The sequence below is a fragment of the Selenomonas ruminantium subsp. ruminantium ATCC 12561 genome (genome assembly GCF_000424065.1).
Classification (GTDB): Bacteria; Bacillota; Negativicutes; order Selenomonadales; family Selenomonadaceae; genus Selenomonas_A; species Selenomonas_A ruminantium.
This window is the reverse complement of record NZ_AUJE01000004.1, coordinates 56008-77541: the sequence shown is the minus strand read 5'-3', so window position 1 is coordinate 77541 and position 21534 is coordinate 56008. Positions and strand designations below refer to the sequence as shown.

Annotated in this window: 21 protein-coding genes; 9 read left to right on the top strand and 12 right to left on the bottom strand. The window is 51.2% G+C overall.

Going from position 1 to position 21534, the window contains the following annotated elements; genetic code table 11:
- Positions 1 to 36: 36 nt before the first annotated feature.
- From G598_RS18440 to G598_RS0103105, 6 genes are all read right to left on the bottom strand, one after another.
- Entirely contained in the window at positions 37 to 2574 is a 2538-nt protein-coding gene (locus G598_RS18440) for an ATP-binding protein (RefSeq protein WP_051179862.1), read from the bottom strand.
- A complete protein-coding gene (locus G598_RS0103125; protein ID WP_026765707.1) occupies positions 2561 to 3676 on the bottom strand; it encodes a BMP family ABC transporter substrate-binding protein in 1116 nt (371 codons plus the stop codon). The genes G598_RS18440 and G598_RS0103125 overlap by 14 nt, the downstream gene beginning before the upstream one ends.
- Complete coding sequence (locus G598_RS0103120; RefSeq protein ID WP_026765706.1) at positions 3666 to 4970, bottom strand: PTS transporter subunit EIIC; 1305 nt, start codon at positions 4968 to 4970, stop codon at positions 3666 to 3668. The genes G598_RS0103125 and G598_RS0103120 overlap by 11 nt, the downstream gene beginning before the upstream one ends.
- A 32-nt stretch (positions 4971 to 5002) precedes the next feature.
- Positions 5003 to 5443, bottom strand: coding sequence for a response regulator (locus G598_RS16885; protein WP_051179858.1), 441 nt, complete (start codon positions 5441 to 5443; stop codon positions 5003 to 5005).
- A gap of 21 nt (positions 5444 to 5464) precedes the next feature.
- Positions 5465 to 7477 carry a type 2 periplasmic-binding domain-containing protein gene (locus tag G598_RS0103110; protein WP_211221483.1) on the bottom strand — a complete coding sequence of 671 codons (2013 nt, stop codon included), beginning with the start codon at positions 7475 to 7477 and terminating at the stop codon, positions 5465 to 5467.
- Positions 7478 to 7687: 210 nt separating this feature from the next.
- Positions 7688 to 8050 (bottom strand): PTS glucitol/sorbitol transporter subunit IIA, encoded by a 363-nt coding sequence (locus tag G598_RS0103105; protein WP_026765704.1) that lies wholly within the window; start codon positions 8048 to 8050, stop codon positions 7688 to 7690.
- 219 nt (positions 8051 to 8269) lie between these two features.
- Between G598_RS0103105 and G598_RS0103100 the strand changes: the two genes are divergently transcribed.
- Genes G598_RS0103100 through G598_RS0103085 form a run of 4 tightly spaced genes read left to right on the top strand, consistent with a single transcriptional unit; the run spans position 8270 to position 12527 of the window.
- On the top strand, positions 8270 to 9235 hold the full coding sequence (locus G598_RS0103100; protein ID WP_026765703.1) for a sugar ABC transporter substrate-binding protein: 966 nt from the start codon (positions 8270 to 8272) through the stop codon (positions 9233 to 9235).
- Positions 9226 to 10539 carry a sensor histidine kinase gene (locus tag G598_RS0103095; protein WP_245582742.1) on the top strand — a complete coding sequence of 438 codons (1314 nt, stop codon included), beginning with the start codon at positions 9226 to 9228 and terminating at the stop codon, positions 10537 to 10539. Before G598_RS0103100 ends, G598_RS0103095 begins: the two co-directional genes overlap by 10 nt.
- Before the next feature lie 24 nt (positions 10540 to 10563).
- Positions 10564 to 11235 carry a response regulator transcription factor gene (locus G598_RS0103090; RefSeq protein ID WP_026765701.1) on the top strand — a complete coding sequence of 224 codons (672 nt, stop codon included), beginning with the start codon at positions 10564 to 10566 and terminating at the stop codon, positions 11233 to 11235.
- Positions 11232 to 12527: an ABC transporter substrate-binding protein gene (locus tag G598_RS0103085; RefSeq protein WP_026765700.1), complete on the top strand. Its 1296-nt coding sequence runs from the start codon at positions 11232 to 11234 to the stop codon at positions 12525 to 12527. The genes G598_RS0103090 and G598_RS0103085 overlap by 4 nt, the downstream gene beginning before the upstream one ends.
- Positions 12528 to 12563: 36 nt before the next feature.
- Here G598_RS0103085 and G598_RS0103080 read toward each other — a convergent pair whose 3' ends face one another.
- Positions 12564 to 13049 carry a PTS sugar transporter subunit IIA gene (locus tag G598_RS0103080; protein ID WP_026765699.1) on the bottom strand — a complete coding sequence of 162 codons (486 nt, stop codon included), beginning with the start codon at positions 13047 to 13049 and terminating at the stop codon, positions 12564 to 12566.
- Positions 13050 to 13188: 139 nt separating this feature from the next.
- Positions 13189 to 14286: a hypothetical protein gene (locus G598_RS0103075; RefSeq protein WP_026765698.1), complete on the bottom strand. Its 1098-nt coding sequence runs from the start codon at positions 14284 to 14286 to the stop codon at positions 13189 to 13191.
- A gap of 94 nt (positions 14287 to 14380) precedes the next feature.
- On the opposite strand from G598_RS0103075, the gene G598_RS0103070 reads away from it, so the two are divergent.
- Both G598_RS0103070 and G598_RS0103065 read left to right on the top strand, forming a co-directional pair.
- A complete protein-coding gene (locus G598_RS0103070; protein ID WP_026765697.1) occupies positions 14381 to 14821 on the top strand; it encodes a metal-dependent hydrolase in 441 nt (146 codons plus the stop codon).
- A 39-nt stretch (positions 14822 to 14860) separates the two neighbouring features.
- Positions 14861 to 16774, top strand: a complete 1914-nt coding sequence (locus G598_RS0103065; protein ID WP_051179856.1) for a fructose-1,6-bisphosphatase — start codon at positions 14861 to 14863, stop codon at positions 16772 to 16774.
- A gap of 2 nt (positions 16775 to 16776) precedes the next feature.
- Here G598_RS0103065 and G598_RS0103060 read toward each other — a convergent pair whose 3' ends face one another.
- Positions 16777 to 17343: a beta-class carbonic anhydrase gene (locus G598_RS0103060; protein ID WP_026765695.1), complete on the bottom strand. Its 567-nt coding sequence runs from the start codon at positions 17341 to 17343 to the stop codon at positions 16777 to 16779.
- 19 nt (positions 17344 to 17362) lie between these two features.
- Entirely contained in the window at positions 17363 to 17929 is a 567-nt protein-coding gene (locus G598_RS0103055; RefSeq protein ID WP_211221481.1) for a hypothetical protein, read from the bottom strand.
- A 159-nt stretch (positions 17930 to 18088) separates the two neighbouring features.
- On the opposite strand from G598_RS0103055, the gene G598_RS0103050 reads away from it, so the two are divergent.
- The 3 genes from G598_RS0103050 (at position 18089) to G598_RS0103040 (ending at position 20302) form a co-directional block, all read left to right on the top strand.
- Positions 18089 to 18352: a YhdT family protein gene (locus tag G598_RS0103050; protein ID WP_026765693.1), complete on the top strand. Its 264-nt coding sequence runs from the start codon at positions 18089 to 18091 to the stop codon at positions 18350 to 18352.
- Positions 18345 to 19847: a sodium/pantothenate symporter gene (gene panF, locus G598_RS0103045; RefSeq protein WP_026765692.1), complete on the top strand. Its 1503-nt coding sequence runs from the start codon at positions 18345 to 18347 to the stop codon at positions 19845 to 19847. Before G598_RS0103050 ends, panF begins: the two co-directional genes overlap by 8 nt.
- A 170-nt stretch (positions 19848 to 20017) precedes the next feature.
- On the top strand, positions 20018 to 20302 hold the full coding sequence (locus G598_RS0103040; RefSeq protein ID WP_026765691.1) for a hypothetical protein: 285 nt from the start codon (positions 20018 to 20020) through the stop codon (positions 20300 to 20302).
- 56 nt (positions 20303 to 20358) lie between these two features.
- On the opposite strand, the gene G598_RS0103035 is transcribed toward G598_RS0103040, so the two are convergent.
- A complete protein-coding gene (locus tag G598_RS0103035) occupies positions 20359 to 20667 on the bottom strand; it encodes an AzlD domain-containing protein (RefSeq protein ID WP_026765690.1) in 309 nt (102 codons plus the stop codon).
- Between the two features lie 149 nt (positions 20668 to 20816).
- Positions 20817 to 21500: an AzlC family ABC transporter permease gene (locus G598_RS0103030; protein ID WP_245582741.1), complete on the bottom strand. Its 684-nt coding sequence runs from the start codon at positions 21498 to 21500 to the stop codon at positions 20817 to 20819.
- Positions 21501 to 21534 lie beyond the last annotated feature (34 nt).

The following is a 21534-nucleotide window of genomic DNA, read 5'->3' as shown; positions in this document are numbered from 1 at the left end:
ATTTTTTATGTTTTTGCGTGTATACATAAAAAAATGTCAGCTTATGCCAAAGCGTTCCTGCGCTTCAGCGGCCAGTTTTGCGTAGAGTTTAAGGGCTTCGCCATGATGCTCCCTGATGTACTGCAGGTGACGATCCTTTTCTTCCTCGGGGCCGTTACAGCAGGCTCGGCCTGCCATTTCTAAAGCTTTGGCGGCTTCGGAGAGTTTTATGCCGCCGATGGAGAGGGAGGTGGATTTCAGCGCGTGGACATGGGTGGTGTAATCTGCGATGTTTTGCGTTTCCCAATCGTCGTTTAGCTGTTTGGCTACGGCTCCCCGGCGGGAAACGAACATCGTGAGGAATTTTTTTTGCATTTCCTCATTGCCGCCGCAGTATTTGAGGGCGGTGGGCAGGTCGATTTGTTCTTCTGCAGGAGAATCGGTGCTTTCTCCTGCAGGTTTTATCTTTTCCGGGGGAAGGTATTTTTGTACCATGCGTTCCAAGGTTTTGCCGTCTACGGGCTTGGAGAGATAATCGTCGAAGCCTTTTTCGAGGAACATTTCCTTGACGCCGGCTACGGCATTGGCGGTCAGGGCGATGTATGGTGTATGCAGGCATTGGCTGTCCGGCAGGGCTTTGGCCCGTTGCAGGGTTTCGATGCCGTCCATTTCCGGCATCATGTGGTCAAGAAAGACGATGTCGTAATGTTCCTGGGCGATTTTGGACAGGCATTCCCTGCCGCTGCTGGCGGTATGGATTTGCAGCTGTGTTTTTTCCAACAGGCTTTGCACTACGGTCAGATTCATGTCGTTATCGTCCACGACCAAAATTTTGCCTGCGGGGGCGGTGAAGCTTTCCCGGTAACTTTTTTCTTCCCGCAGAGCCGCTTCGATGCGGGCATTAAAATCGCCGATAGGGTCATCTTTTTCTACTGTTTGGGGCAGGCGGATGGTGAAGGTGCTGCCTTCGCCATAAACACTGTCTACGGCTATGCTGCCCTGCATCATTTCCGTCAGCCGTACGGTGATGGCCAGGCCTAAGCCTGTGCCTTCGATATTGCGGTTCTTTTCCAAATCCAGCCGTTGGAATTTGGCAAAGAGTTTGGCTTTATCTTCTTCACGGATGCCGATACCGGTGTCCTGAGTGATAAATTCCAGAACAAGCTGTCCATCTGGCAGATTATCTGCAGCTTGCACCTTGAAGGTCACGGAACCTTTGGGGGTATATTTGACTGCATTGTTGAGAATATTTACGACCACTTGCCGCAGGCGGACTTCATCGCCGCATAGGGCATCGGGGATATGGGGGTCAACTTCCATGTGGAAGGCGAGCCCTTTTTGCCCAGCCTTGTAGCTGACCATGTTGTACACATCGTTGAGCACAGAACTCAGGCTGTAGCTGACGGGCACGATTTCCATTTTGCCGGATTCGATTTTGGAAAAGTCCAAGATATCGTTGATGATGGACAGCAGGGTATCACCGGCGCTCTTGATGTTGAAGGCATATTTTTTCATGGTGCCGCGGGCATTGCGCATGATCATTTCGTTCATGCCCAGAATGGCGTTGAGGGGCGTACGGATTTCGTGGCTCATATTGGCGAGAAATTCGCTTTTTGCCTGATTGGCCCGCAGGGCTTCGTCACGTGCTTCCCGCAGGGCAGTGCTTTCCTCGGCGGCGACCTGATTGGCAAAGCTGTAGAGGATGAATACGCAGAACAATACGACCAACAGACCGAAGACCCAGAGAACAATCAGGTGAATGTTGGTGATGCCGGTCATCAGAGAACGCCATTCCCGATAGCCGATGGCAAGAAATGGGGTGTCGGGGATGGGGGCCGCAGAGAGCATGTAGTCGGCGTTCAAATCCGGGTCAAAAATAGATACATCGGCTTCCTGGCCGCTGCTTAGTTTTTCCAGCAGTTTGTCCAGCCCTAATGGTGCATTTTTGGCTGCATCATAGAAGGGGCTTTCCCGATAATCCTGGAAGGGGACGATTACCTGTTGGGTGGCCGTATCGTAAAGCAGGACTTTTTCGTCCTCCTTTTGGGCGGAAAAGTGGAAGGGGGACGTGCCATCCTGCAGACCGGTATCGGTGTAGAGCTTGCAGAGGACATAACGGACGGCAGGCCCTTCGTAGACCGGAACCATGGCGACCAGCCCCATATCTTTGTAATAGCGCCAGCTGGGTTCACCCTGCAGGGTGCGGGCACATTGCAGACGTGCTTTTTCAGGCAGGGCAATGCCAATGAGGCTGTTGCCGTTGATGTCCAAAAGTCCGCCCTGTTGCCCCTGGCTGCTGATGGCCTGCACGCCGTCCGTGGGCGTGATTTTTCCCGCAGCAATCAGGTTGGCGGCTTTATTTAATTCCGCCATTTCTGCCCGGAACAGATTGTGATAGACGAAGGACAGCAGTTCTCCCTGACGGGTGCTGAATTTTTCCGCTTCATGGTTGAGGGATTCCGTCATTTTGCTATGCAGGGCAAAGCCGATGAACAGCAGAATGGCGAAAAAGAGCAAAAAGCGGCCCATAAGGTGCAGGGTGAAGGTGAGCATTCTTTTTTTCGGGGCCTCTTCCGGCATATTATTTTGCTTCAATGATTTCCACTCCCTTCACCAGCCAGTCCATTTTTTCCCGCAGGCTGCTGTTGGCGATGACTGCGCCTTCCTGACAGCGGCTATGGCCATCCCGGTCAACAATATTTCCAGAAAAGACGGGATATCCCTGCAAGAGTTCCTGCCGTGCCCGGAGAACCAGTGCTTCTTCCCGCGGCGTAAGTTCCGGCGACAGGCGCAGGGTGATTACGTTATCCAGCATTCCCTGCCAATAGACATGAGCTGTAGATTTTGCGGTATGCGTACGGAGAAGCTCATCATAGACTTTTGTCCAGTTGGTTTCCAGTGCGGCGATACAGTGCGGGGGCATGGTCAGCCCTGCCGTATGGAAATCAATGTAATCCAGATCTAAGTCAGCAGCTTCGCGTGAAAGCTGTTGGGAGGCAGCAAAATAGGTGATGACATCGGTATTTTCATGTTTGAGCAGATAGAGGGCCTGGCGTTCCTTTTCGGCAGAAATCCATTGTCCTGTCCAATGCACGAGAATGCGGGCATCGGGGCGGACTTTTTGCACCCCCAGGGCGAAAGCATTGAGGTCCCGGCGGGTTTCCAAGGCGGGAAAGGGGGCCAGATACCCGACAATGCCTGTCCGGGTATGGAGCCCGGCTAAAATACCAGCCAGATAGCGTACCTCGTAGTAGCGGACAGAGTAGTTGAAGATTTTGGCGGAAATGGTTTCGCCGACTGAGTTGGCATAAAATTCCACCTGCGGATATTGGCGCGCGATATTTTCCAGATTGCGCTGATAGCCGGGATTGGCTAAAAAGATTTTTTTGACGCCTTTTTTGACCAGTTTTTCCGTGACCTGCGCGAGACTATTGTCATCGCTGTTTACGTGATCTTCGATGTAGAGGGTGTATCCCCGGTTCTGACAGGCTTTTTGCAGGCCCAGGCGCATATCCCGTGGCCATCCCGGAGCGTCTTTGGCGCTGGCGAGAATCAGGCCAACGGAATCCCGCCGTGACCAGATATCGGAACCAAAATAATTGATGGAAAGAAAGATGGCCAGACAGAGGAGAAAGGCCTGCAAAAGCGCAAAGGCGATAAATCGCCGTCGCAATAGCTCATGGCTGTCAGGCTTCATACGCATTCGCCTCCTCGATGGCATCTTCTTCCCTGGTCAGCATATTGAACATGATGACAAAGGGGGTGTAGATGACAATATCCAGACTGAGCCATACCAACTGTAGGACAGCGCCCATGATATCTCCGGTGGAGAGCCAGCCCTGTAAGAGTACAGGGACGGTGGCATCTACGCTGTAGTGGAACAGGGGGACAATACCAAAATCGATGGCCAGATAGCCGATGTAGACATTCAGCATAGGAGCCAGCAGATAGGGGATGAGAAAGAGCGGATTGAGGACGATGGGCAGGGCAAAGAGGAAAGGCTCGTTGATGGAGAACAGCAGGCAAGGAAGGCTGTAAGCCGAGAGCTGGCGCAGTTTTTCCCGATAGGAAAATACCCATACGGAAATGGCCAGTCCCAAAAGGGAAATGGAATTGGCATCGAAAAATTCAATCGTGAAGATGTATTTGCTGTTTTCTAATTCGTTGGCCAGCTGGGCGGGGATATAGAAGGCTTCGTTCCAGAAAAAGGTGAGGCTGCTGCCATTGAGTCCAAACCACCAAAGGAGCCGGCGCAGACATTCATATAGAATGGCAGCTGCCGGGATTTGGGCGATATCTGCACCAAAATATCCCTGCAAGAGGGAGGGCAGGGAATGTATGGACTGCTCCACGGAAAGCCAGGCAAAGGAGGTGATTAACGAGGAAAACAGCGTCAGTCCCAGCGGGATAAACAGAATCATGGATTGCTGCATTGCCTGCGGCATCCCCTGGGGAACGGGCAGGTGCAGACAGCGGAGGCGGGCAAGGCGGCTGAATACGAGGACACTGACTGTGGCGATAAGCAGAGCCAGAAAAAAGGCGCGTCCGCCAAAGTAGGTGGACAGACTGGCCAAATTTCCGTTAAATCCGGCCAATAGGAATAGATAGGAAGAAACGGTGCAGACAACGGAGGCGGTAACATCTCCATGCCAAAGGCGGGCCAGCTTATTCGTCAGTACAAGGGAAAAGAGCAGGGAGTTTATCAGCACGGTGACTTTCAGGCAGTTGCGCAGTTGGGTCATCGTGGCATAGAAAGCGGATTCTCGATAGGCTTCATCATGGAGTCCGTCGGTCAGGAAGGTGCCGATTCCCAGTCCTTCATCGCCAAGTACAGGCCCTGTTGGGTCACAGAATAGGCAGCCTGCCATATCAATGAGGGTCAGCAGGACGATGACCGGCATCAGGGCGCAGAAGGTTTCCCGGATTGCCCGCAGATAGGAAATTTTGAGGAGGCGGTTGACCAGTTGGAGGATAAAGTGATGAACACCCATAATGCCTGCTCCTTTCTGCCGGATAGGTCGGCTTACAAGCCGATATTATCCGAATCCTTGAACATGTCATTGACTTTTGGGGGCTCAATGGGCGAATTGAGGTGTTTTTCAACCCGGGTAATTAAATCCTCTGGGATAAATGGTTTTTTGACATAATCGGCAATTTTCAGCTGGCTGGCCTTGACAATGGTTTCCTTGTCGGCCGAGGCAGTCAGGAAGATGACCTTGCTGTCCCGAAGACTGGGGTCATTGCGAATCGCCGCGAGGGTCTGCAGGCCGTCCATGCCGGGCATGGCGATGTCCAGCAGAATGAGGTCGACAGGATCTTTCCGTTGGCGGAGTATGCCCAGACAGGAACTGCCGCTGCTTGTCGTCAGGATTTCGGCACGGACTTTCATTTCCAGAATGCTCTTGGCCATGACGATATTCATTTCATCATCATCCACGATTAAAATAACGGGTAATTTACTCATGTCAATTCCTCCTAAATCACATCAAGAATGGGCGTTTTGCCAAAGTTTTGCCCGGATATTTTTTTCTTTGGCTTCCTGACAGGCAAGCGCTGCATTTTCTTCCACCTGTGCCAGGGAAAAGCCGGCCAGTGGGCAGAATCCCGCGTGCCAGATGATGTTTGGGGCTTCAGGCGTTAAATCGGTAATGGATTCTGCTGCCAGATTCAGCATCATTTGGGGATTGTCTGCTATGCAGAGGCAGAGCAATTCACCGGTCATGGTGCCGGCGGCGATTTCGGCTGTCCAGTCTTTACCGGCAAGCAGGCGGGCGGCTTCTTTTAATGGTCCGTCCAAAGCATGACGGTCGTGGAAGGCCGTTTCCTTGGTTGGACTGGCGGCAAAGAGAACCAGAAAAACGTGAACGGATTTTTGTTCGCGCCGGATTCGGCGGAGAATTTGCTCCCGGTGCCGTTCTAAATAGCGCAGATTGGGGAGTTGATAGCGGCTGTCTGTACAGGCCAGCTGCTCCAATTCGGATAGCTGCCGGTCATGCCTGCGGGCGCGGTAGTAAATCGTGCCCGCAATGAGTCCCATAATCAGGAAAATCATGAGGACTGCCTGCAGGGGATAGTGGTAAAGCAGATAGACAGGATTCAACTGATGGACATTTTCGTGGGCGGTCTGGCTCAGGGACTCCGACACCAGATGCGGTGGCAGGTGATTGATTTCCTTATCGAGTATCTGCCACAACAGGGGATTGGCTTCTTTGGCTACACCAAGGCTGATGGCTTCCAAAAAAACGCTTTCGGTGTCGGCAGAAAGATTGTAAGCCGATACAGCTTCCATCAGATAGGGCACTGTGGCGCGGGGCGCATAGGTAATGTCGGCAGTACCGCTGCCGACAGCCGTAAAACATTCTTCCCAACTGTTGCGGCTGATAATCTGCTCGCCGGGATATTGCGTCATGATGAAGGCGGCTGTCTCAAAATTTCCCTCGACCGCGGCTGCTTTGGGGGCGCGAGACCTTGGTGCACCATGACGGGTTATGGGGACATAGCCAATTTCCAAATAAGACTGGGTAGGCATGAGACCGAAGTTGTCCAGCCAGCTGAAATCACAGGGGACATCGGCCACGAAATCCACTGTCCCACGGGTAATCAGGTGGCGCAGCTCATCTGCCGAGTTGACTTCCACCAGTTCAATCGCGACGCCTAAATCTTGTTCCAGTTGGTTTAGTAAAGCCTGGGTGGCACCGCTCCAGTTTCCCTGTTCATCCTGGTAGAAGTAAGGTTTTGTCCGCATCAGCACCGCTACATGAAACGTGCCCTTTTCCTGCAGGTAAGCTTTCTCGGCTGGTGAGAGCACCAGCGGAAAACCCTTGGCCCGTTCGTATTTATCGTTGAGGCGGGTTCGAATATTGGGCTGGGTCAGGAGCAGGTTGTCTTGAGCCGCGTTCAGTTTCGCCAAAAGTTCCGGACGGTCACGATGGACGAGCAGACGATAGCTGACCCGGTCAAAGAGGGCCAGTACACGGCCATTTTTTTCCGGATGGAGCAGGGGGTGAACATAGCCGTCGAGCTGGTGGGCATCAAAGGCACGTTTCATATCTGTAGGATCGCTGAAGGTGACGAGTTCATAGGTGAAGCCGTGCTCTTGGGCGGCTTTGCTTAGATTGGGGGTGGGATAGTTGTAGTCCAGTGTGCCCAGGTGTACATGGCCGCCGCTAAAATCATCCTGTACCACCAATTCCATCGGAAAGCGGGCAATGACGTGGTCCGTGCGCACGGCAAAGGGGAGTGTCCGGTAATTCCCGGGCATTGCGGGCAGCAGATCGATTTCGTGGTTTTCCAGTTTTGCACCAGCTTCCCACCAGTTCACGCAGGGAATATAGGAAAAGTTGGCGCCCAAAAAACCGGAGAGAAATTCCATATACTCATAGCCGTTTCCGCGCATATGACCCGGCTTGTCCTCATCTAAAAATCCTGTGCCCGGCACGTAGCCGACTTTTAATTCTTCCATCGCCAGCATGCGGGCTGGCAGAAAAATGTTCAGCAAAAGGAATAACAGGGCACAAAGTGATATCTTCCGTGAAAAAATCCCCATGTCCTCTCCTCCGTAGATTCATGTATGTCGAAAGCATCAAATAATATTCAGGAACCCGATTGACATTACAAACTAGGAATAACTTCGTGCTGACAAGGTCATAATCCTGCTAAGTGACATGAAAAAAGAACTGCGATTCCGCAGTCCTGAGATTTTTTGTAATTATTTCTTCGTGAAGGTAATATGTGCGCCGACCGTCAGTACGGGCAGGGCTGGACCTTTGAGGATAATCTGGCCGGGCATGGAGCCTTCAGCGTTGAATACCAGCGTGCAGTGACCTTCTTCGCGCAAGTTTTGATTGACATCGTCACCGACTTTTTCGATGGTGTATTTGATACCGCCCATCAGAAGCTTGTCACCCTTCTTGATGTCTTCTTCCAATTTGCCGGGCGTGTGTTCCAGTACCATATCCGAAAGGTTGGGGCGGATGCCTTCGTCCAAAAGAATGGCGCTGTTGTTGTTGGTCAGAAAGGTTCTAGCCAGATTGCCGATGGAAGTGATTGCTACATCGTACTTAATGTCCATGCTTTTCATTCCTCCTAAAATAAAAGTCTTCTACTACACATACATTCCTAAAACATTATGAGTCTTATCTCTTATTATATCACATTTTGTCGTGAAAATACGAGGACATTTGTGCTATATTGAGAATTTTTTTGTCGGGATAGTCCTGCCTATAGCAAAATACTTTGGTACGCGGTATAATTTGATTGATATTGACGGAGAAAGGCGGAGTTTGCAGGTATGGAGCGGGGGGAACGGTTATTTTGGAGCGTGATGGGGATTTTGCTGCTCTTTTTGGTGGCTCTGGTCATGTGGCAGGTCATGCAGACAGACTATTCCCTGCGTCAGGCGGAGCATCGGCATAAATTTGGTGCTGTGTATATGACGCTGAATAACCCCTTTTACGAAATTGTGGACGAAGAAATCCGCATGGAAGTGACCCGGCGGGGCGATGTTCTGATATCCCGCGACCCGGCCTTGTCGGTGGAACGACAGGAAGAAGCGGTAAAAGAACTTATTGAAAGCGGCGTAGAGCTTATCTTTATCAATCCGGTGGACTGGCAGCGCATAGCGCCGGCCTTGAAATTAGCACAGGAGGCCAATGTGCCGGTCATTGCGGTAGATACCAATGTGGAAGATGAAAATTCTGTGGCTGCTACAGTGGTGTCGGACAATTATTTGGCTGGAAAGCAATGTGCTGAGCATTTGCTGGCGCATGCAGCCGGCGGCAAAATCGCCCTGCTCCAGCATTCCGAGGCCCGTTCTTCTGTGGACAGAATTCAGGGATTTTTAGATGGCTTGGCGATTAATCCAAACTTTGAAGTGGTTGATCGAGCTGAGTGCCGGGGACAGCTGGAATTGGCCATGCCAGCGATGCAGGAAATGCTCGCCCGGCATCCGGATATCGATGTGGTCATGGCCTTGAACGACCCAACGGCTATGGGGGCTATGGCGGCACTGCAGACCGTTGGCCGGCTGGATAAGGTGCTGGTCTATGGCGTAGATGGTGTGCCGGAAACCAAGGAAATGATAGCGGGTGGGCATATGATGGCCACAGCAGGGCAGTCGCCCAGAGCTTTGGGCCGCAATGCGGCAGAAATGGCCTATAAGATACTGGCGGGTGAGCAGGTACCCAAGTTGATGCGTCTGCCAACCCAGCTGATAACCAAGGAGAATTTGGGGGCAAGTTTGAGAGGATGGGATTGATGATGGGGAGCTATACACCGGAGCAGCGGCGGCTGGAATGGCTCTATGGGCTTTTGGGGCTGTATAATGGGCTGGTTGTGCTCCTGATGGCAGGGTTTATGTGTCTTACCCAGCAAAAGATTGTCAGCACCATGAGTGCTCATGAATTTTTGTCCACTTTGCCCATTGTGCCCTTGCCCGCGATGAAAGGTTTTTGGCTGTCCATGGGGGCCTATGCCCTGTTGCTTTTTCTAGGGAAACTCTACCGGCACGGCGGTTTGGAATCGGGACAGCGGCAGCTGATATTTGCTGCGGAAATCGGTATCTGCATGCTCTTGATGAAAAGCCTTAATCTGGCTTATGATGGCATAGTCCTCTTGGCGGTGGCAGACCTTATGCATCGCTATCAGGGGGAAAATCAAAGCTGGCTGCTGCTGGTGGCCATGCTGGGGCTCTACTTTATGGCGAATTACAATATGGCCATTTTTCAGCGACATGTAGCTCCTTTTGATGTGTATGCGGCGTATTACCGGCCAGAGGTACAGTCGGTTTTGCTGGCGATAAAAAATGCCTTTCAATCCTTGAATATCGTATTGTTTGTCCTGTATCTGGTGCTGTTGGTGCAGAGCAAGCACCACGAAAAGGAACGTATTGCCATTCTGAATCAGCAGCTGGAGGAAGCTAATGTGCGTCTGCGTGCCTTTGCACTGGAGGCCGAACGCACGGCTGAGACGCGTGAGCGCAATCGTCTGGCGCGGGAGATTCACGATACGCTGGGACATACCTTAACGGGGATTGCCGCCGGGGTGGATGCCTGCATTGTGCTGGTGGATGCAGCGCCTGCCGTGGTGAAAAAGCAGCTGGAAAAAATCCGGGAAACCGCCCGTCATGGGCTGGTGGATGTCCGCCGTTCGGTTAAGAAACTGCGTCCGGACGATTTGGAGAAAATGCCGCTGCAGCAGGCAATCAAAAAGGTCATTGCGGAGTTTTCTGCCTCATCCGGTGTCGAAATTCAGCTGGTGGAACTGGGCTGGCCAGAAAAATTGCGGGAAGATGAGGAAGAAGTCATTTACCGCATTGTGCAGGAGGGCATCACCAATGCCCGCCGTCATGGCAGGGCCACGAAAGTGACGGTCACCTGCGGATTGGAACCGGGCAGATTCTACATCATCATTGCCGATAATGGCGAAGGCTGTGCAGAACTCAAGCAGGGCTTTGGTTTGCGGCATATGGAAGAACGGCTGGAACTGCTGCACGGACGGCTCCGTTATTGGAGCGATAAGGGCTTTACATTGGAGGCAACTATCCCAATGGGCAAGATGTAATGGATAATCATGGGGAGGATAAACATGATAAAAGTTGTTATTGCCGATGATCAGGAACTCATTCGGGAAAGCTTGAAGATTGTACTGGATCAGAATGAGGATATTGAAGTGACTGGTGTAGCGGAAAATGGGCAGATTTTGATGGATATGCTCAAAGATGGCCAGCCGGATGTCATTTTGATGGATGTGCGTATGCCGGAATTGGATGGTGTGGAGGCTACGCGGGAAGTCAAACAGCTCTATCCTGCCGTGAAAATCATCATCCTGACCACCTTTGATGATGATGAATATGTGTTTAATGCGTTGAAATATGGTGCCAGCGGCTATCTGTTAAAAGGTGTATCGGTTCCGGAACTCACGGGCGCTATTCGGACGGTAGTATCCGGCGGTGCTATGATTAACCCCGGCATTGTCGCCAAAGTGGTGAAGTTCTTCAATCAGATGGCGCAAGGAAACAGTGCTGTAGAGACAGGGCCGATTGCTGAGGGGCTCAGCCGTACAGAACGCAATATTGCGCATTTGGTAGGCCATGGCCTTTCCAATAAGGAAATTGCCGAGCGATTGCGGCTGTCGGAGGGGACCGTGCGCAACAGCATGTCCAGTACCCTTTCCAAGCTGGGGCTGCGTGACCGTACGCAGCTGGCGATTTGGGCCGTGCAGACGGGGCTGGCGGCCGCTGAGGTGGATGTATCGTGAAGCGTGGTTTTGCTCTTTATCTGGCTTTCCTGGTGTTCCTGACCTGTTTTTTGGGTTGGTATCTGACGCGTCCGAAAGTGCTTACGGTAGGAATGTTTGCCGGCAGCAACTGGAACGTGCCGGAGGGGGAACCCTATGCCTTGATGGAGGCGGCCATCAAGCGGTTTGAAGCAGAGCATCCCGGTGTGAAGGTCAAATACGTCAGCGGTATTCGCAAGGAGGATTATTCGGAATGGCTGGCCGAACGCCTGCTGAATGGTGACGAGCCGGATATTTTTGTCGTGCCGGGAACGGACTTTGCCTTATATGCCTCGATGGGCGCATTGGCACCGTTGGCGCGGTTTATGGACATGGATACCAATTTCAACCCGGACGTTTTTTATCCGATGGCGCTGGATTATGGCTGCTGGCAGGGGGAAAGCTATGCCCTGCCTGTGGGCGCTGTGCCCACTCTGATGTTTGTGAATAAAACCCTGTTGGCTAAAGAGGGCATTGCCATTCCCCGTAATGACTGGACCTGGCAGGATTTTTTGCGCATTTGCAAGGCTGTAACCCGCGATACGGATGGTGATGGCCGCCTGGATCAGTTTGGCGTTTATGACTATAACTGGCGCAAGGCAGCGCTGACTAATGGGGTGAAACTCTTTGCAGACGATGGCAAGAGTGCAAATTTTACCACGCAAAATATGGAGGAAGTAATGCGGTTTATGGTTGATTTGCATGCCGTCAATCAGGGACAGGAGGTCACGGCCAAGGATTTTGATATGGGGAAGGTGGCCTTTCGCCCGTTTACGTTTGCCGAATACCGTACCTATAAGCCCTATCCCTGGCGCATAAAAAAATACAGCTCCTTTGAATGGGACTGTATCAAACTGCCGGCGGGGCCGTCAGGGCATAATTCGTCTATTATGCAGGTTATGATTATGGGAATCAGTGCCCGGACAAGTGAGCCACGCCTGTCCTGGGAGCTTTTAAAGACCATTTGCTATGACCCGGTGATTCAGGAATCCCTGCTCACCATGACGCAGGGGGTACCTGCCCGCCGTGATGTGGTGGAATCCCCACGGGCACAGGAACTGTTTACGGCATCGACCCCGGGCAGTGAGGAGATGAATCTGCAAATCATCAGTCAGGTTTTAGATGATTCCATCACCGAGCCGAAATTTTCCCGTTATCGGGAGGCGATGAATCTGGCTGATCATAAGATGCAGCATATTGTGCAGGAAAGGCTGTCGGTGAGCAGTGCTTTAAGTCAGGTACAAAAGGAAATCAATGCTTATTTGCAGCAATAACGGGTAAAACAAAAGGCCGCCGAAAGGCGGCTCTTTTTATATCGCTATGGCGTATTGCATGACCTCATCACTGCCCGCAGCGACTTCACAGCCGGGCTGGCAGGGCGTAAGTTCGGTTACTTTATCATAATTGACAACCAATACGGGAGAAATCAAATTGATGGAATTCTTCTCAAAGACCGATAAATCGATTTTGAGAATCGGTGTGCCTGCGGTTACCCGGTCACCAGAGTCCTTCAGGGCCGTAATTCCTTCACCGTTCAGGATTATGCTGTCGAGTCCTACATGCACGAGAATCTGAATCCCATCATCGGTGGTAATGGCAAAGGCATGTTTGGTGTCAAAGAACAGGGAAATCACGCCGTCACAGGGCGCAACCACCGTGTCGCTGTTCAGTTCAATGGCGAGACCGTCACCTGTTAGTTTCTCTGCAAATACAGGATCGGGAACAGAGGTCAGTTCTACGGTTTTTCCGGAGAAGGGGGCCAAAATAACTTGGCAGGGTGATTTCGTTGCAGTCATATTATCATGCCGCCTTTCCATAAATAATGTATGTACAATCCATAAGATAATTGATTGGTATTGTGAATTTTCTAATAAGTTTTATATTTTTATTTTACTACGAAACGGGAATAAGTCAAGGAAAACTATCCCCTCAGAATCAGGGCAAATTGGGGATATTCTTGCTGATGGCCGTGTGGCGGATAATGTCCTGAACGCGCAAATCAATAGCAAGTTCCTGTTTGTGGAGAGTTTCAGCCGTAGCGAATTCGTTGGGACTGTCTTCCCGCAGACCCTTGATGTAATGCTGCCAGGCCTTGATGGATGTTTCGGTGGATTGCTGGCGCTGACGGGCCAGGTATTGTGCACCCGCAGGGACTTCGATGGCATCGAGTTTTGTCTGCCGTTCCTGTAAGCTGGGAATAATATCTTCCTCAATCAAGGCGGCAATCGTGGTTTTTTGTTGTTTGCTCAAATGACCGGTTTTTGAGCTGTTCAGGCGTTTGAAACGGGCCTGAAATACCTCGAAATGTTCATTGCTTTCGGTGACGATGCTTTTGGTCGCTGCGATATAATCGGCAATATCCTTGTTTTGCAGGGGGGAAACCTTATCGAGATATTCCTTGTAATTCTTGATATAGGCTACTTGCCAATGGCCGTCTTCTGCCTGTTCCATGGCCAGCTGGAGAGTGAAGGGGGTCTGGGTATATTCTTCTAGTATTTCGATTTCAGCGGTGGCGCTATGACCGGCGTGTTCGACTTTACCGGCTTTGATCAGTATCGTATTGCGCACCTGACTGCGCTCCAAAAAGCGCTCAAAGTCAATACCCAGCTGGCGTCCTTTTAAAATGTCCGTGCCTTCCGGCAGATTCCAGCTGCCAGCCGTTATCCGGGTGAGCGCAGCTGTTTCCAGGCCTTCGGTCAGCTGAGGTTTGATCATGATATAGAATTTTTCAAACATGGCACGGGTTTTGGGGGTCAGTTCCGAGTCATAGGCGAACAAATCCACGGTTAAATCGTCATACGCGCGTGAGGTAAGAAGTTCTGTGTTCACATAGCGGTTGAACTTTTCGCTATTCCGTTCTGTAATGGCGGTCTGAAGCTGATCTAGGGCATATTCAGGGGTGCGGATAAAGAAAAAGAAATACCATACCACCGCACCGATAAATGCTGCCAAAAGCAAAAAGACCAATGACAGCCGCCGCCGTTCCTGCGTGCGACGGGCCCGAAGCCGCCGTTGCCAGGTATAATCGTCCATTATATCGCTCCGTTCATCTAAGTACCCTAATTATACTCGATATGCTAAAATAAGTCTAGGAAACAAAGTGAGTTTAAGGAGTTAAAGCAACGCAATGAAATGGGTTAATCACGAAATAGTCACCGGCGTTATCGTATACGGCGCTACGGGAGATTTGCTCTCGACGGCATTTTCCATGGCGGGAGCGATTCTTCCTGACAAGGTAGAGGGCAGGCCTGGGGCAAATTATTGGAGCTGGCGGGCGCGGCATCGCGGCTGGTCGCATTGGCCGGTTATTTATATTGCTATTTTGGCGATTATGCAGCAGGGGATTTTGCCGCAGGGGGCTGATGTGGAACGTGGCGCAAGCTTCATCTGTATCGGTGCACTGCTGCATATTGCCGAAGATGCGTTCTGCGGCAAGGTTCCCCTGCTGCTTCCCTGGCAGAAAGTGGGGATTAAGCTGTTTACTGTAGGTTCGGTTATGGAATATTTGTTTTCTATGGCTGTTGTAATCCTTACCTATATCATTCACGCACAGGTTATGATAAAATGATAACAAATCAATAAAAATAATAGTGCGGGGGTGGTCAGAGTGGCACGCGGTATAGCGGTAAAGGGCAGACCCAATAAGATTATACGTCTGCTGGCAGAAAAATATCCCACCAAGGAAGCAGTTTATGAACAGCTGATTTATTTGCAATCGAGGCTGTCACTGCCCAAGGGGATTGAGCACTTCATGAGTGATTTGCATGGAGAGTATGCATCGTTTTTCCATATCCTTAACAATTGTTCCGGGGTTATCCGGGAGAAGGTCGATTATGTCTTTGGGGAGCGGTTGTCTGCGGAAGAGAAGGCAGAATTCTGTACCCTGATTTACTATCCCAAGGAAAAAATCGAGCAGGTGACAAAAGACCACAAGAACACGCCGGCCTGGTATCGGAAAAATCTTTCCCAGCTTTTGGAACTATCCAAGCTTATGAGCTACAAATATCCGGCGTCCAAGGTGCGCGGGTTTGTTCCCAGGCGTTATGAAGCCGTGATTGTGGAGCTTATGAATACCCGGCCGGAGGCCGATAATGCCCAGTTCGTTTATCACCAGAGATTACTCAATACCATCGTGCAGATTGACAGCGGCGCGGATTTTATCGAGGCGTTTACGGTGCTGATTAAGCGGCTGGCAGTGGACAGGCTGCATATTGTAGGAGATTTTTTTGACCGGGGCAATCGCCCGGACGCGATTTTGAATCTCCTGATGAAACACCCTTCGGTGGATATCCAATGGGGCAATCATGATGTACTCTGGATGGGGGCGGCCTTGGGGAATGAAACCTGCATTGCGGCCGTGGTGCGCAACTGTCTGCGCTATAACAATACGGACGTATTGGAGCGCGGTTACGGCATCAACCTGCGCCCGTTGACCACCTTTGCCTCCCGCAGTTATCCGGACGCCAATCCGGTCAAGGCCGCGGAAAAGGCCATTACCATGATGATGTTCAAACTGGAAGGCCAGCTTATCCGCCGTCACCCGGAATATCAGATGGCGAGCCGTCTGCTGCTCGATAAGATTGACTTCCGTTCCTCTCATGCAGTGCTGGGCGATGGAAAACGCTATGAATTGGAGAGTGCTTATTTCCCCACAATTGACGAAGAGAGCGAAGATATCTACCAGCTTACGGAGAAGGAAGCGGCGATTATTGCCGACCTCAAATCGTATTTTGTGGAAAGTGCTGTGCTGCAGTGTCATGTGGATTATCTTTATCAAAAGGGCAGTCTCTATACACGCTATAATGGCAATTTGCTGTTCCACGGCTGTGTGCTCTTAAATGAAGATGGCAGTATGCGTTCCGTGTCCTATGACGGACAGGAGCTCAAAGGACGGTCGTGGTTTGACCATTGCGATAGAATTGCCCGGGAGGCGTATCTCTATCGCAAGCCAGAGACGGTGGACTTTATGTACTTTTTGTGGTGTGGTCGGATCTCGCCGGTTTCGGGGCGGGAGTTCAAGACCTTTGAGCGCGCCTTTATCGCCGATGAATCTACCTGGAAAGAGCCTTCTGACCCGTATTTCAAGTACATTAATCAGGAAGAAACCTGTGCAATGGTGCTGCAGGAATTTGGCCTTGACCCGGAGCGCGGGCATATCATCAACGGCCATGTGCCCGTGAAGGTAAAAAAAGGCGAAACCCCCGTCAAAGCTGGCGGCAAAGCCATTATCATTGACGGAGGTTTCTGTAAAGCCTATCATAGCAAGACCGGCATATCCGGTTATACGCTGATTTCCAATTCTCGCGGCCTGCGTCTGCTGCAGCATCAGAAGATTGCCGATGTCCGCGAGGCTTTGCGCGAGAATCAGGATATTGAGTCCGTATCGGAAACCGTCGAACTGCAAGCCTGCAGGACGACACTGGGGGATACGGACGAGGGAAAGATCATACAGGACGAAATCACCGATTTGTATAATCTGCTGCTGGCTTATCAGAACGGGCTGATTAAGCCGCAGGATTGACTTTATTTGTCGTAGCCGTTTTCCACCACATCAATCTTGCCTGTGCGGGGGTGGAAAATCAAGCCGTGGATGGGGACATCTGCGGGAATAAGGGGATTCAGGCGGATGTATTCCACGGTATCGCGGACATTCTGTTCCGGGTGATGGAATTCATCGGCCCATTCCTGTAATTCTTTTTTGACCATATGAATGGCTTCTTTGGAGATGCCCCGTTCCAGCATGGATTTTATCAGTCCTTCGGAGGTGGTATGCGCCATGCCGCATTCATGGTGGCCGATAACGATGATTTCCTTGACCCCAAGTTCATAAATACAGACCAAAAGGCTCCTGATGGTGCCATCGAATACGCCGGTAACGCCGTTACCGGCGGTTTTTATTACCTTGGCTTCGCCGCGGCCAATGCCCAAAGCGGGTTCTAGAAAATTAACCAAACGGGTATCCATGCAGGTAATGATGGCTACCTGTTTTTGCGGCAGCTTGCTTTTTTTCTGGTCCTCCTGCGTGTAATCTGTCGGAGGATGTGCGCAAAATTCAGCGTTGGCGGCTAACATATTATCAAGAATGGACATAATACCCCTCCTTTAAGGCTTAGAGAAAACCGGGACGAATTTTGATGTGCTGGCCGTTTTTCAGGTTGATTTTCTGTACCAGGCAGGTACGCATACCGACCATAAACAGTTCAAATTCATCCACATGGGGAAGTTTTTTCATGAGTTCGTCACGGCTCATTTTTTCCGTCAGATTCTGGTTCTGTTCCTGACCGTTAGAGTCAAGAATCATCAGATAGTAGTCGGCGGCAGGGATGTCCTTGAATTCAAACTGCCCCTCTTCATTGGTGCTGGTGTGGTAAATGGGCTGTCCTTGGGGAATGGTGCCGTCTACATACCATTTTTGTACCGTATCGTAGGGAAGTGCCGTGAAATTGATTCCCCGCTCAATCAGCCAGACATCTACATTATTGGAAGCTTTTTTCTTCTTGGGCGCGGACATATCCCACATCATGCCGCCGCCTGCTTCCCCTTTGGCCATCTGCATTCCGCGGGCACTGTTGGGCTGATTTACAATCCCACTAATGGAGCCGGCAGCGGCGGCAATGGTGCTGCAGGACAGCAGCAGGCAAAGAGCCAACATGCTTATCATACGTTTCATAGTCATCAACCTTTCTCGATTTGTTTATACCTGTTTATTATTTTCGCTTCTAAAGGAAAAAATCCTGCCAGATTTGCCAGTAAGGTCATTTTGCGGTACACTAGAGAGCGACGGTATGCGCTGCAAAAAATTCAGGGCGCAACTGTACGAAAGGAGAATTCATTTATGACCGATTGGGAAAAGTATCAGCAGATTCGCCGCGAAGCCGCGTATACGGGGCTGGCACTGCTGGTACTTATTTTGTTTTGGTGTTGGGCAGGTTTTGGCCTGGCCGATGTGGAGATGGAGATTTTTGGTCTGCCATTATGGGCGGTTACGTCCAGTATTGGGGTATGGCTGTTTGCCATTGTGCTGGTGAAACTTTTGTTGAAATTCGTGTTCCGGGATATGCCCCTGGACGAAGAAAAGGGGGCAGAGGAACATGAGTAATGGCGGTAATCTGGCAGCACTGTTGCCCCTGCTTATCTTTATGGCCGTGATGATTGGCATTGGTTTTTATGTGCGGCAGGTACAGGCGCGGGGCTTTGGCAAGAATTTTGTGCAGCAGTATTTTATCGGCAACCATGATTTGGGCGGCTTTGTGCTGGCCATGACCACGGTAGCAACTTATAGCTCGGTGAGCTCCTTTGTCGGCGGGCCGGGGATGGCCTGGCAGATTGGTTTCGGCTGGATTTATATGGCCGTGGTGCAGGTTACGGCCATCTTCCTCGTGCTCGGCATTTTCGGCAAGCGCGTGGCGCTGCTGTCCCGCAAGTTCGATGCCGTGACGGTGGTGGATATCATTCGTGAGCGCTTCCAGTCCGATGGGCTGGCAAGTATGGCGGCGTTTATTATTGTCTTGTTCTTCTGTGCGACGATGACGGCGCAGTTCGTGGGCGGCGCCAAGCTGTTTGCGGCTGTGACCGGCTACAGCTATGAAATGGGGTTGCTGCTTTTTGGGCTGGCCGTTGTGGTCTATACCACTGTGGGCGGCTTCCGGGCTGTAGCACTCACCGATACCTGCTGTGCGCTGATTATGATGGTGGGCATTGTCCTGCTTCTTTATCATGTGCTGCTGGCTGGCGGTGGCTACAGCAATTTGATGGCCAATCTTCACCTGAATCATCCAGAAATGTTTGAGCCATTCTCTGGCGGTCATATGCCGGCCGGTCTTTACCTGACCCAGTGGATTCTGGTGGGTATCTGTACAATTGCTTTGCCGCAGTCGGTGGTACGCGGTATCAGCTACAAGGATACGGCCAGCCTGCATAAGGCCATGCTTATCGGTACGGTGGTCGTAGGCTTTATGAATATCGGCATCAATTTTACCGGCATTTTGGCCCATGGCGTGCTTACGGGGGATTTGGCCTCCTATGGCGGCGTGGACAATATCATTCCGAAGACCATCGTTACAGTTATGCCGCCGGCTTTGGTTGGTTTGGCCATTATCGGCCCTTTGGCGGCATCTATCTCTACGATTTCGGGCCTGCTCATTGTGGCGTCTTCGGCCATTATCAAGGACGTATATTTACATCAGCAGCATAAAAAAGGCAGGGAACCGGGCACGAAACAGCTGCGCCTGCTTTCCATGCTGGCAACTGCCGTTATCGGTGTGGTGGTCTTCATCATTGCGCTGACCCCGCCAAGCCTTATCTGGATTATCAATATGTTCGCCTTTGGCGGTTTGGAAACGGCGTTCTTCTGGATGTTGCTGCTCGGTCTTTTCTGGCGGCGGGCCAATAAGCTCGGGGCAATCCTCTCCATGGGCGGCGGTACAGTGGTCTACTGCCTGACGCAGGGGATGGGCTTCAAGGTCATGGGCCTGCATCAGATTACCATTGGCATTACGGCTTCCTTGCTGTTCTTCCTGCTGGGCACTTATTTGGGCAAGCCGCAGGACGAGCGGGTGTTGAACGAGTTTTTCCCTCATAGGAAAAATGAATAAGCATATAGGAAAAAATTTTTCAATTGCAAACTAAATTGCTGAAAATACCTTGCGTAATTGGGACTTTTGGGGTAAAATTACAACGTAATTTTTATAAAAATGTATATTATTATAGAAATCTAATGGGATAATGTTGTGGAATAGATGTTTGGAGAGGAGTAAAATTAACCATGATTGTTGCGGTGAATAGTGCCACCAACAAATTGTTTAAGTTCAAGACAGGCAAGTATAATTTGAAGGAGCAGGCGGCTTGGAAGTCCCGTACGGCATTTGTGGAAGATACCCTGCGGGAGATTATCCGTGAAGCGGCCAACAAAGAGGCATCTGTGTTTGCCAAGTGCTGCTATGGTATCGAGCTGGGGAGAAGTGAAGTCGAGGACCGCTACCTTCTGTCCTATGATGATGCCGTGAGCTATTGGAAGAGTTTTGATGCCCGTGTGTATCAGATTGCCTAAATAAATAGACGAACAGCCCATGAAGCAAGGGTGATGCTTCATGGGCTGTTTTTTGATTATAAGATAAGCAGTTCTACGCCAAAGACCACCATACAGCAGGCGGCTGCTACTTTGAACAGGCTGAGGCCCTTCCAGGCAAGGCCAATGCCGACAATGAGGGCCAAAAGTCCTGCATAGGGGCTGCGCGTGGCATCCATAATGGCGGGAAAAGTCATGACCGCCAGCGTCACATAGGGGACGTAGAACAGAAATGACCGCAAAAATCGATTCTTGATGGGACGGCGGATAAGGGTGACGGGCAGTATGCGGATGGCCAGCGTTACGGCACTCATAACGAGCAAATAGATATAGATGTCGTGGTTCATGGATAACTTCCTTTCTATTGGAGGCTTTAGAGGTGATAAGGCGTCCGCGTGAACTGGCAGTATTTTTTCTTCGCTGAGACAGGCTTGTCAAACGCTGCGAAAAAACACGGCCAGTTCACGCGGGCTTATTTCGCTATAGTTGCTTAGGATTAAGCGTGGTCTTTTATGGGATGCAGGATAGCTCCTATGGCGGCGATGGCTACGGTCAGGATAATCGTCCGTGTGCCGCCGGAAAGGTCGCTGATTACAGGCAGATGAGCGCAGGCGAAGCTGGCGATAAAGCTGATGGCGACGAGGGCGCCGATAATGCGGTTGTCACGGGCGGGGGGGATGATGACCCAGATAAACATGCCGAACAGTGCCACGCTCAGGGCGCTCACCGCAGCTTCGGGCAGGAGGTTCCCGGCCATTACGCCCAAGGCGGTGCCGACAGACCAGCCCGGCAGTGCCAGGCTCATGGCGCCGTAATTGTAATAGGGATTCAAGGGGCCTTTTCTCGCGATGGTGATACCGAAGATTTCATCGGTGATATCAAAGCCGACCAGCACGCGGTGGAGAATGTTAGTATCCGGGGCGAATTTTTGGCTGACCACGCAGCTCATGAGCAGGTAGCGGGCGTTGGCCACCAGCGTCATAATCGCCAGTTCCAGATAGGGAGCATCGGCGGCAATGATGGTAAAGGCGGCGTATTCTCCGGCTGAAGCGTTATTGAAAAAGCTGGCTAAAAATCCTTCAAAAGCCGTGAGTCCGGCGTTGCGGGCGGCAATGCCCAGCGTAAAGGCTACTACCAGATAGCCCAGGGCGATGGGAGTACCGTCGCGTATGCCTTCCATAAAGGGGGCTCTTTTGGGGGCGGAGGTTGTTGTC

Coding starts and splice junctions, on each gene's coding strand:
- G598_RS0103125 (WP_026765707.1), bottom strand. CDS start 3,676: ATGAAGCCTGACAGCCATGAGCTATTGCGACGGCGATTTATCGCCTTT.
- G598_RS0103120 (WP_026765706.1), bottom strand. CDS start 4,970: ATGGGTGTTCATCACTTTATCCTCCAACTGGTCAACCGCCTCCTCAAA.
- G598_RS16885 (WP_051179858.1), bottom strand. CDS start 5,443: ATGAGTAAATTACCCGTTATTTTAATCGTGGATGATGATGAAATGAAT.
- G598_RS0103105 (WP_026765704.1), bottom strand. CDS start 8,050: ATGGACATTAAGTACGATGTAGCAATCACTTCCATCGGCAATCTGGCT.
- G598_RS0103100 (WP_026765703.1), top strand. CDS start 8,270: ATGGAGCGGGGGGAACGGTTATTTTGGAGCGTGATGGGGATTTTGCTG.
- G598_RS0103095 (WP_245582742.1), top strand. CDS start 9,226: ATGGGATTGATGATGGGGAGCTATACACCGGAGCAGCGGCGGCTGGAA.
- G598_RS0103090 (WP_026765701.1), top strand. CDS start 10,564: ATGATAAAAGTTGTTATTGCCGATGATCAGGAACTCATTCGGGAAAGC.
- G598_RS0103080 (WP_026765699.1), bottom strand. CDS start 13,049: ATGACTGCAACGAAATCACCCTGCCAAGTTATTTTGGCCCCCTTCTCC.
- G598_RS0103075 (WP_026765698.1), bottom strand. CDS start 14,286: ATGGACGATTATACCTGGCAACGGCGGCTTCGGGCCCGTCGCACGCAG.
- G598_RS0103070 (WP_026765697.1), top strand. CDS start 14,381: ATGAAATGGGTTAATCACGAAATAGTCACCGGCGTTATCGTATACGGC.
- G598_RS0103060 (WP_026765695.1), bottom strand. CDS start 17,343: ATGTCCATTCTTGATAATATGTTAGCCGCCAACGCTGAATTTTGCGCA.
- G598_RS0103055 (WP_211221481.1), bottom strand. CDS start 17,929: ATGACTATGAAACGTATGATAAGCATGTTGGCTCTTTGCCTGCTGCTG.
- G598_RS0103050 (WP_026765693.1), top strand. CDS start 18,089: ATGACCGATTGGGAAAAGTATCAGCAGATTCGCCGCGAAGCCGCGTAT.
- panF (WP_026765692.1), top strand. CDS start 18,345: ATGAGTAATGGCGGTAATCTGGCAGCACTGTTGCCCCTGCTTATCTTT.
- G598_RS0103040 (WP_026765691.1), top strand. CDS start 20,018: ATGATTGTTGCGGTGAATAGTGCCACCAACAAATTGTTTAAGTTCAAG.
- G598_RS0103035 (WP_026765690.1), bottom strand. CDS start 20,667: ATGAACCACGACATCTATATCTATTTGCTCGTTATGAGTGCCGTAACG.
- G598_RS0103030 (WP_245582741.1), bottom strand. CDS start 21,500: ATGGAAGGCATACGCGACGGTACTCCCATCGCCCTGGGCTATCTGGTA.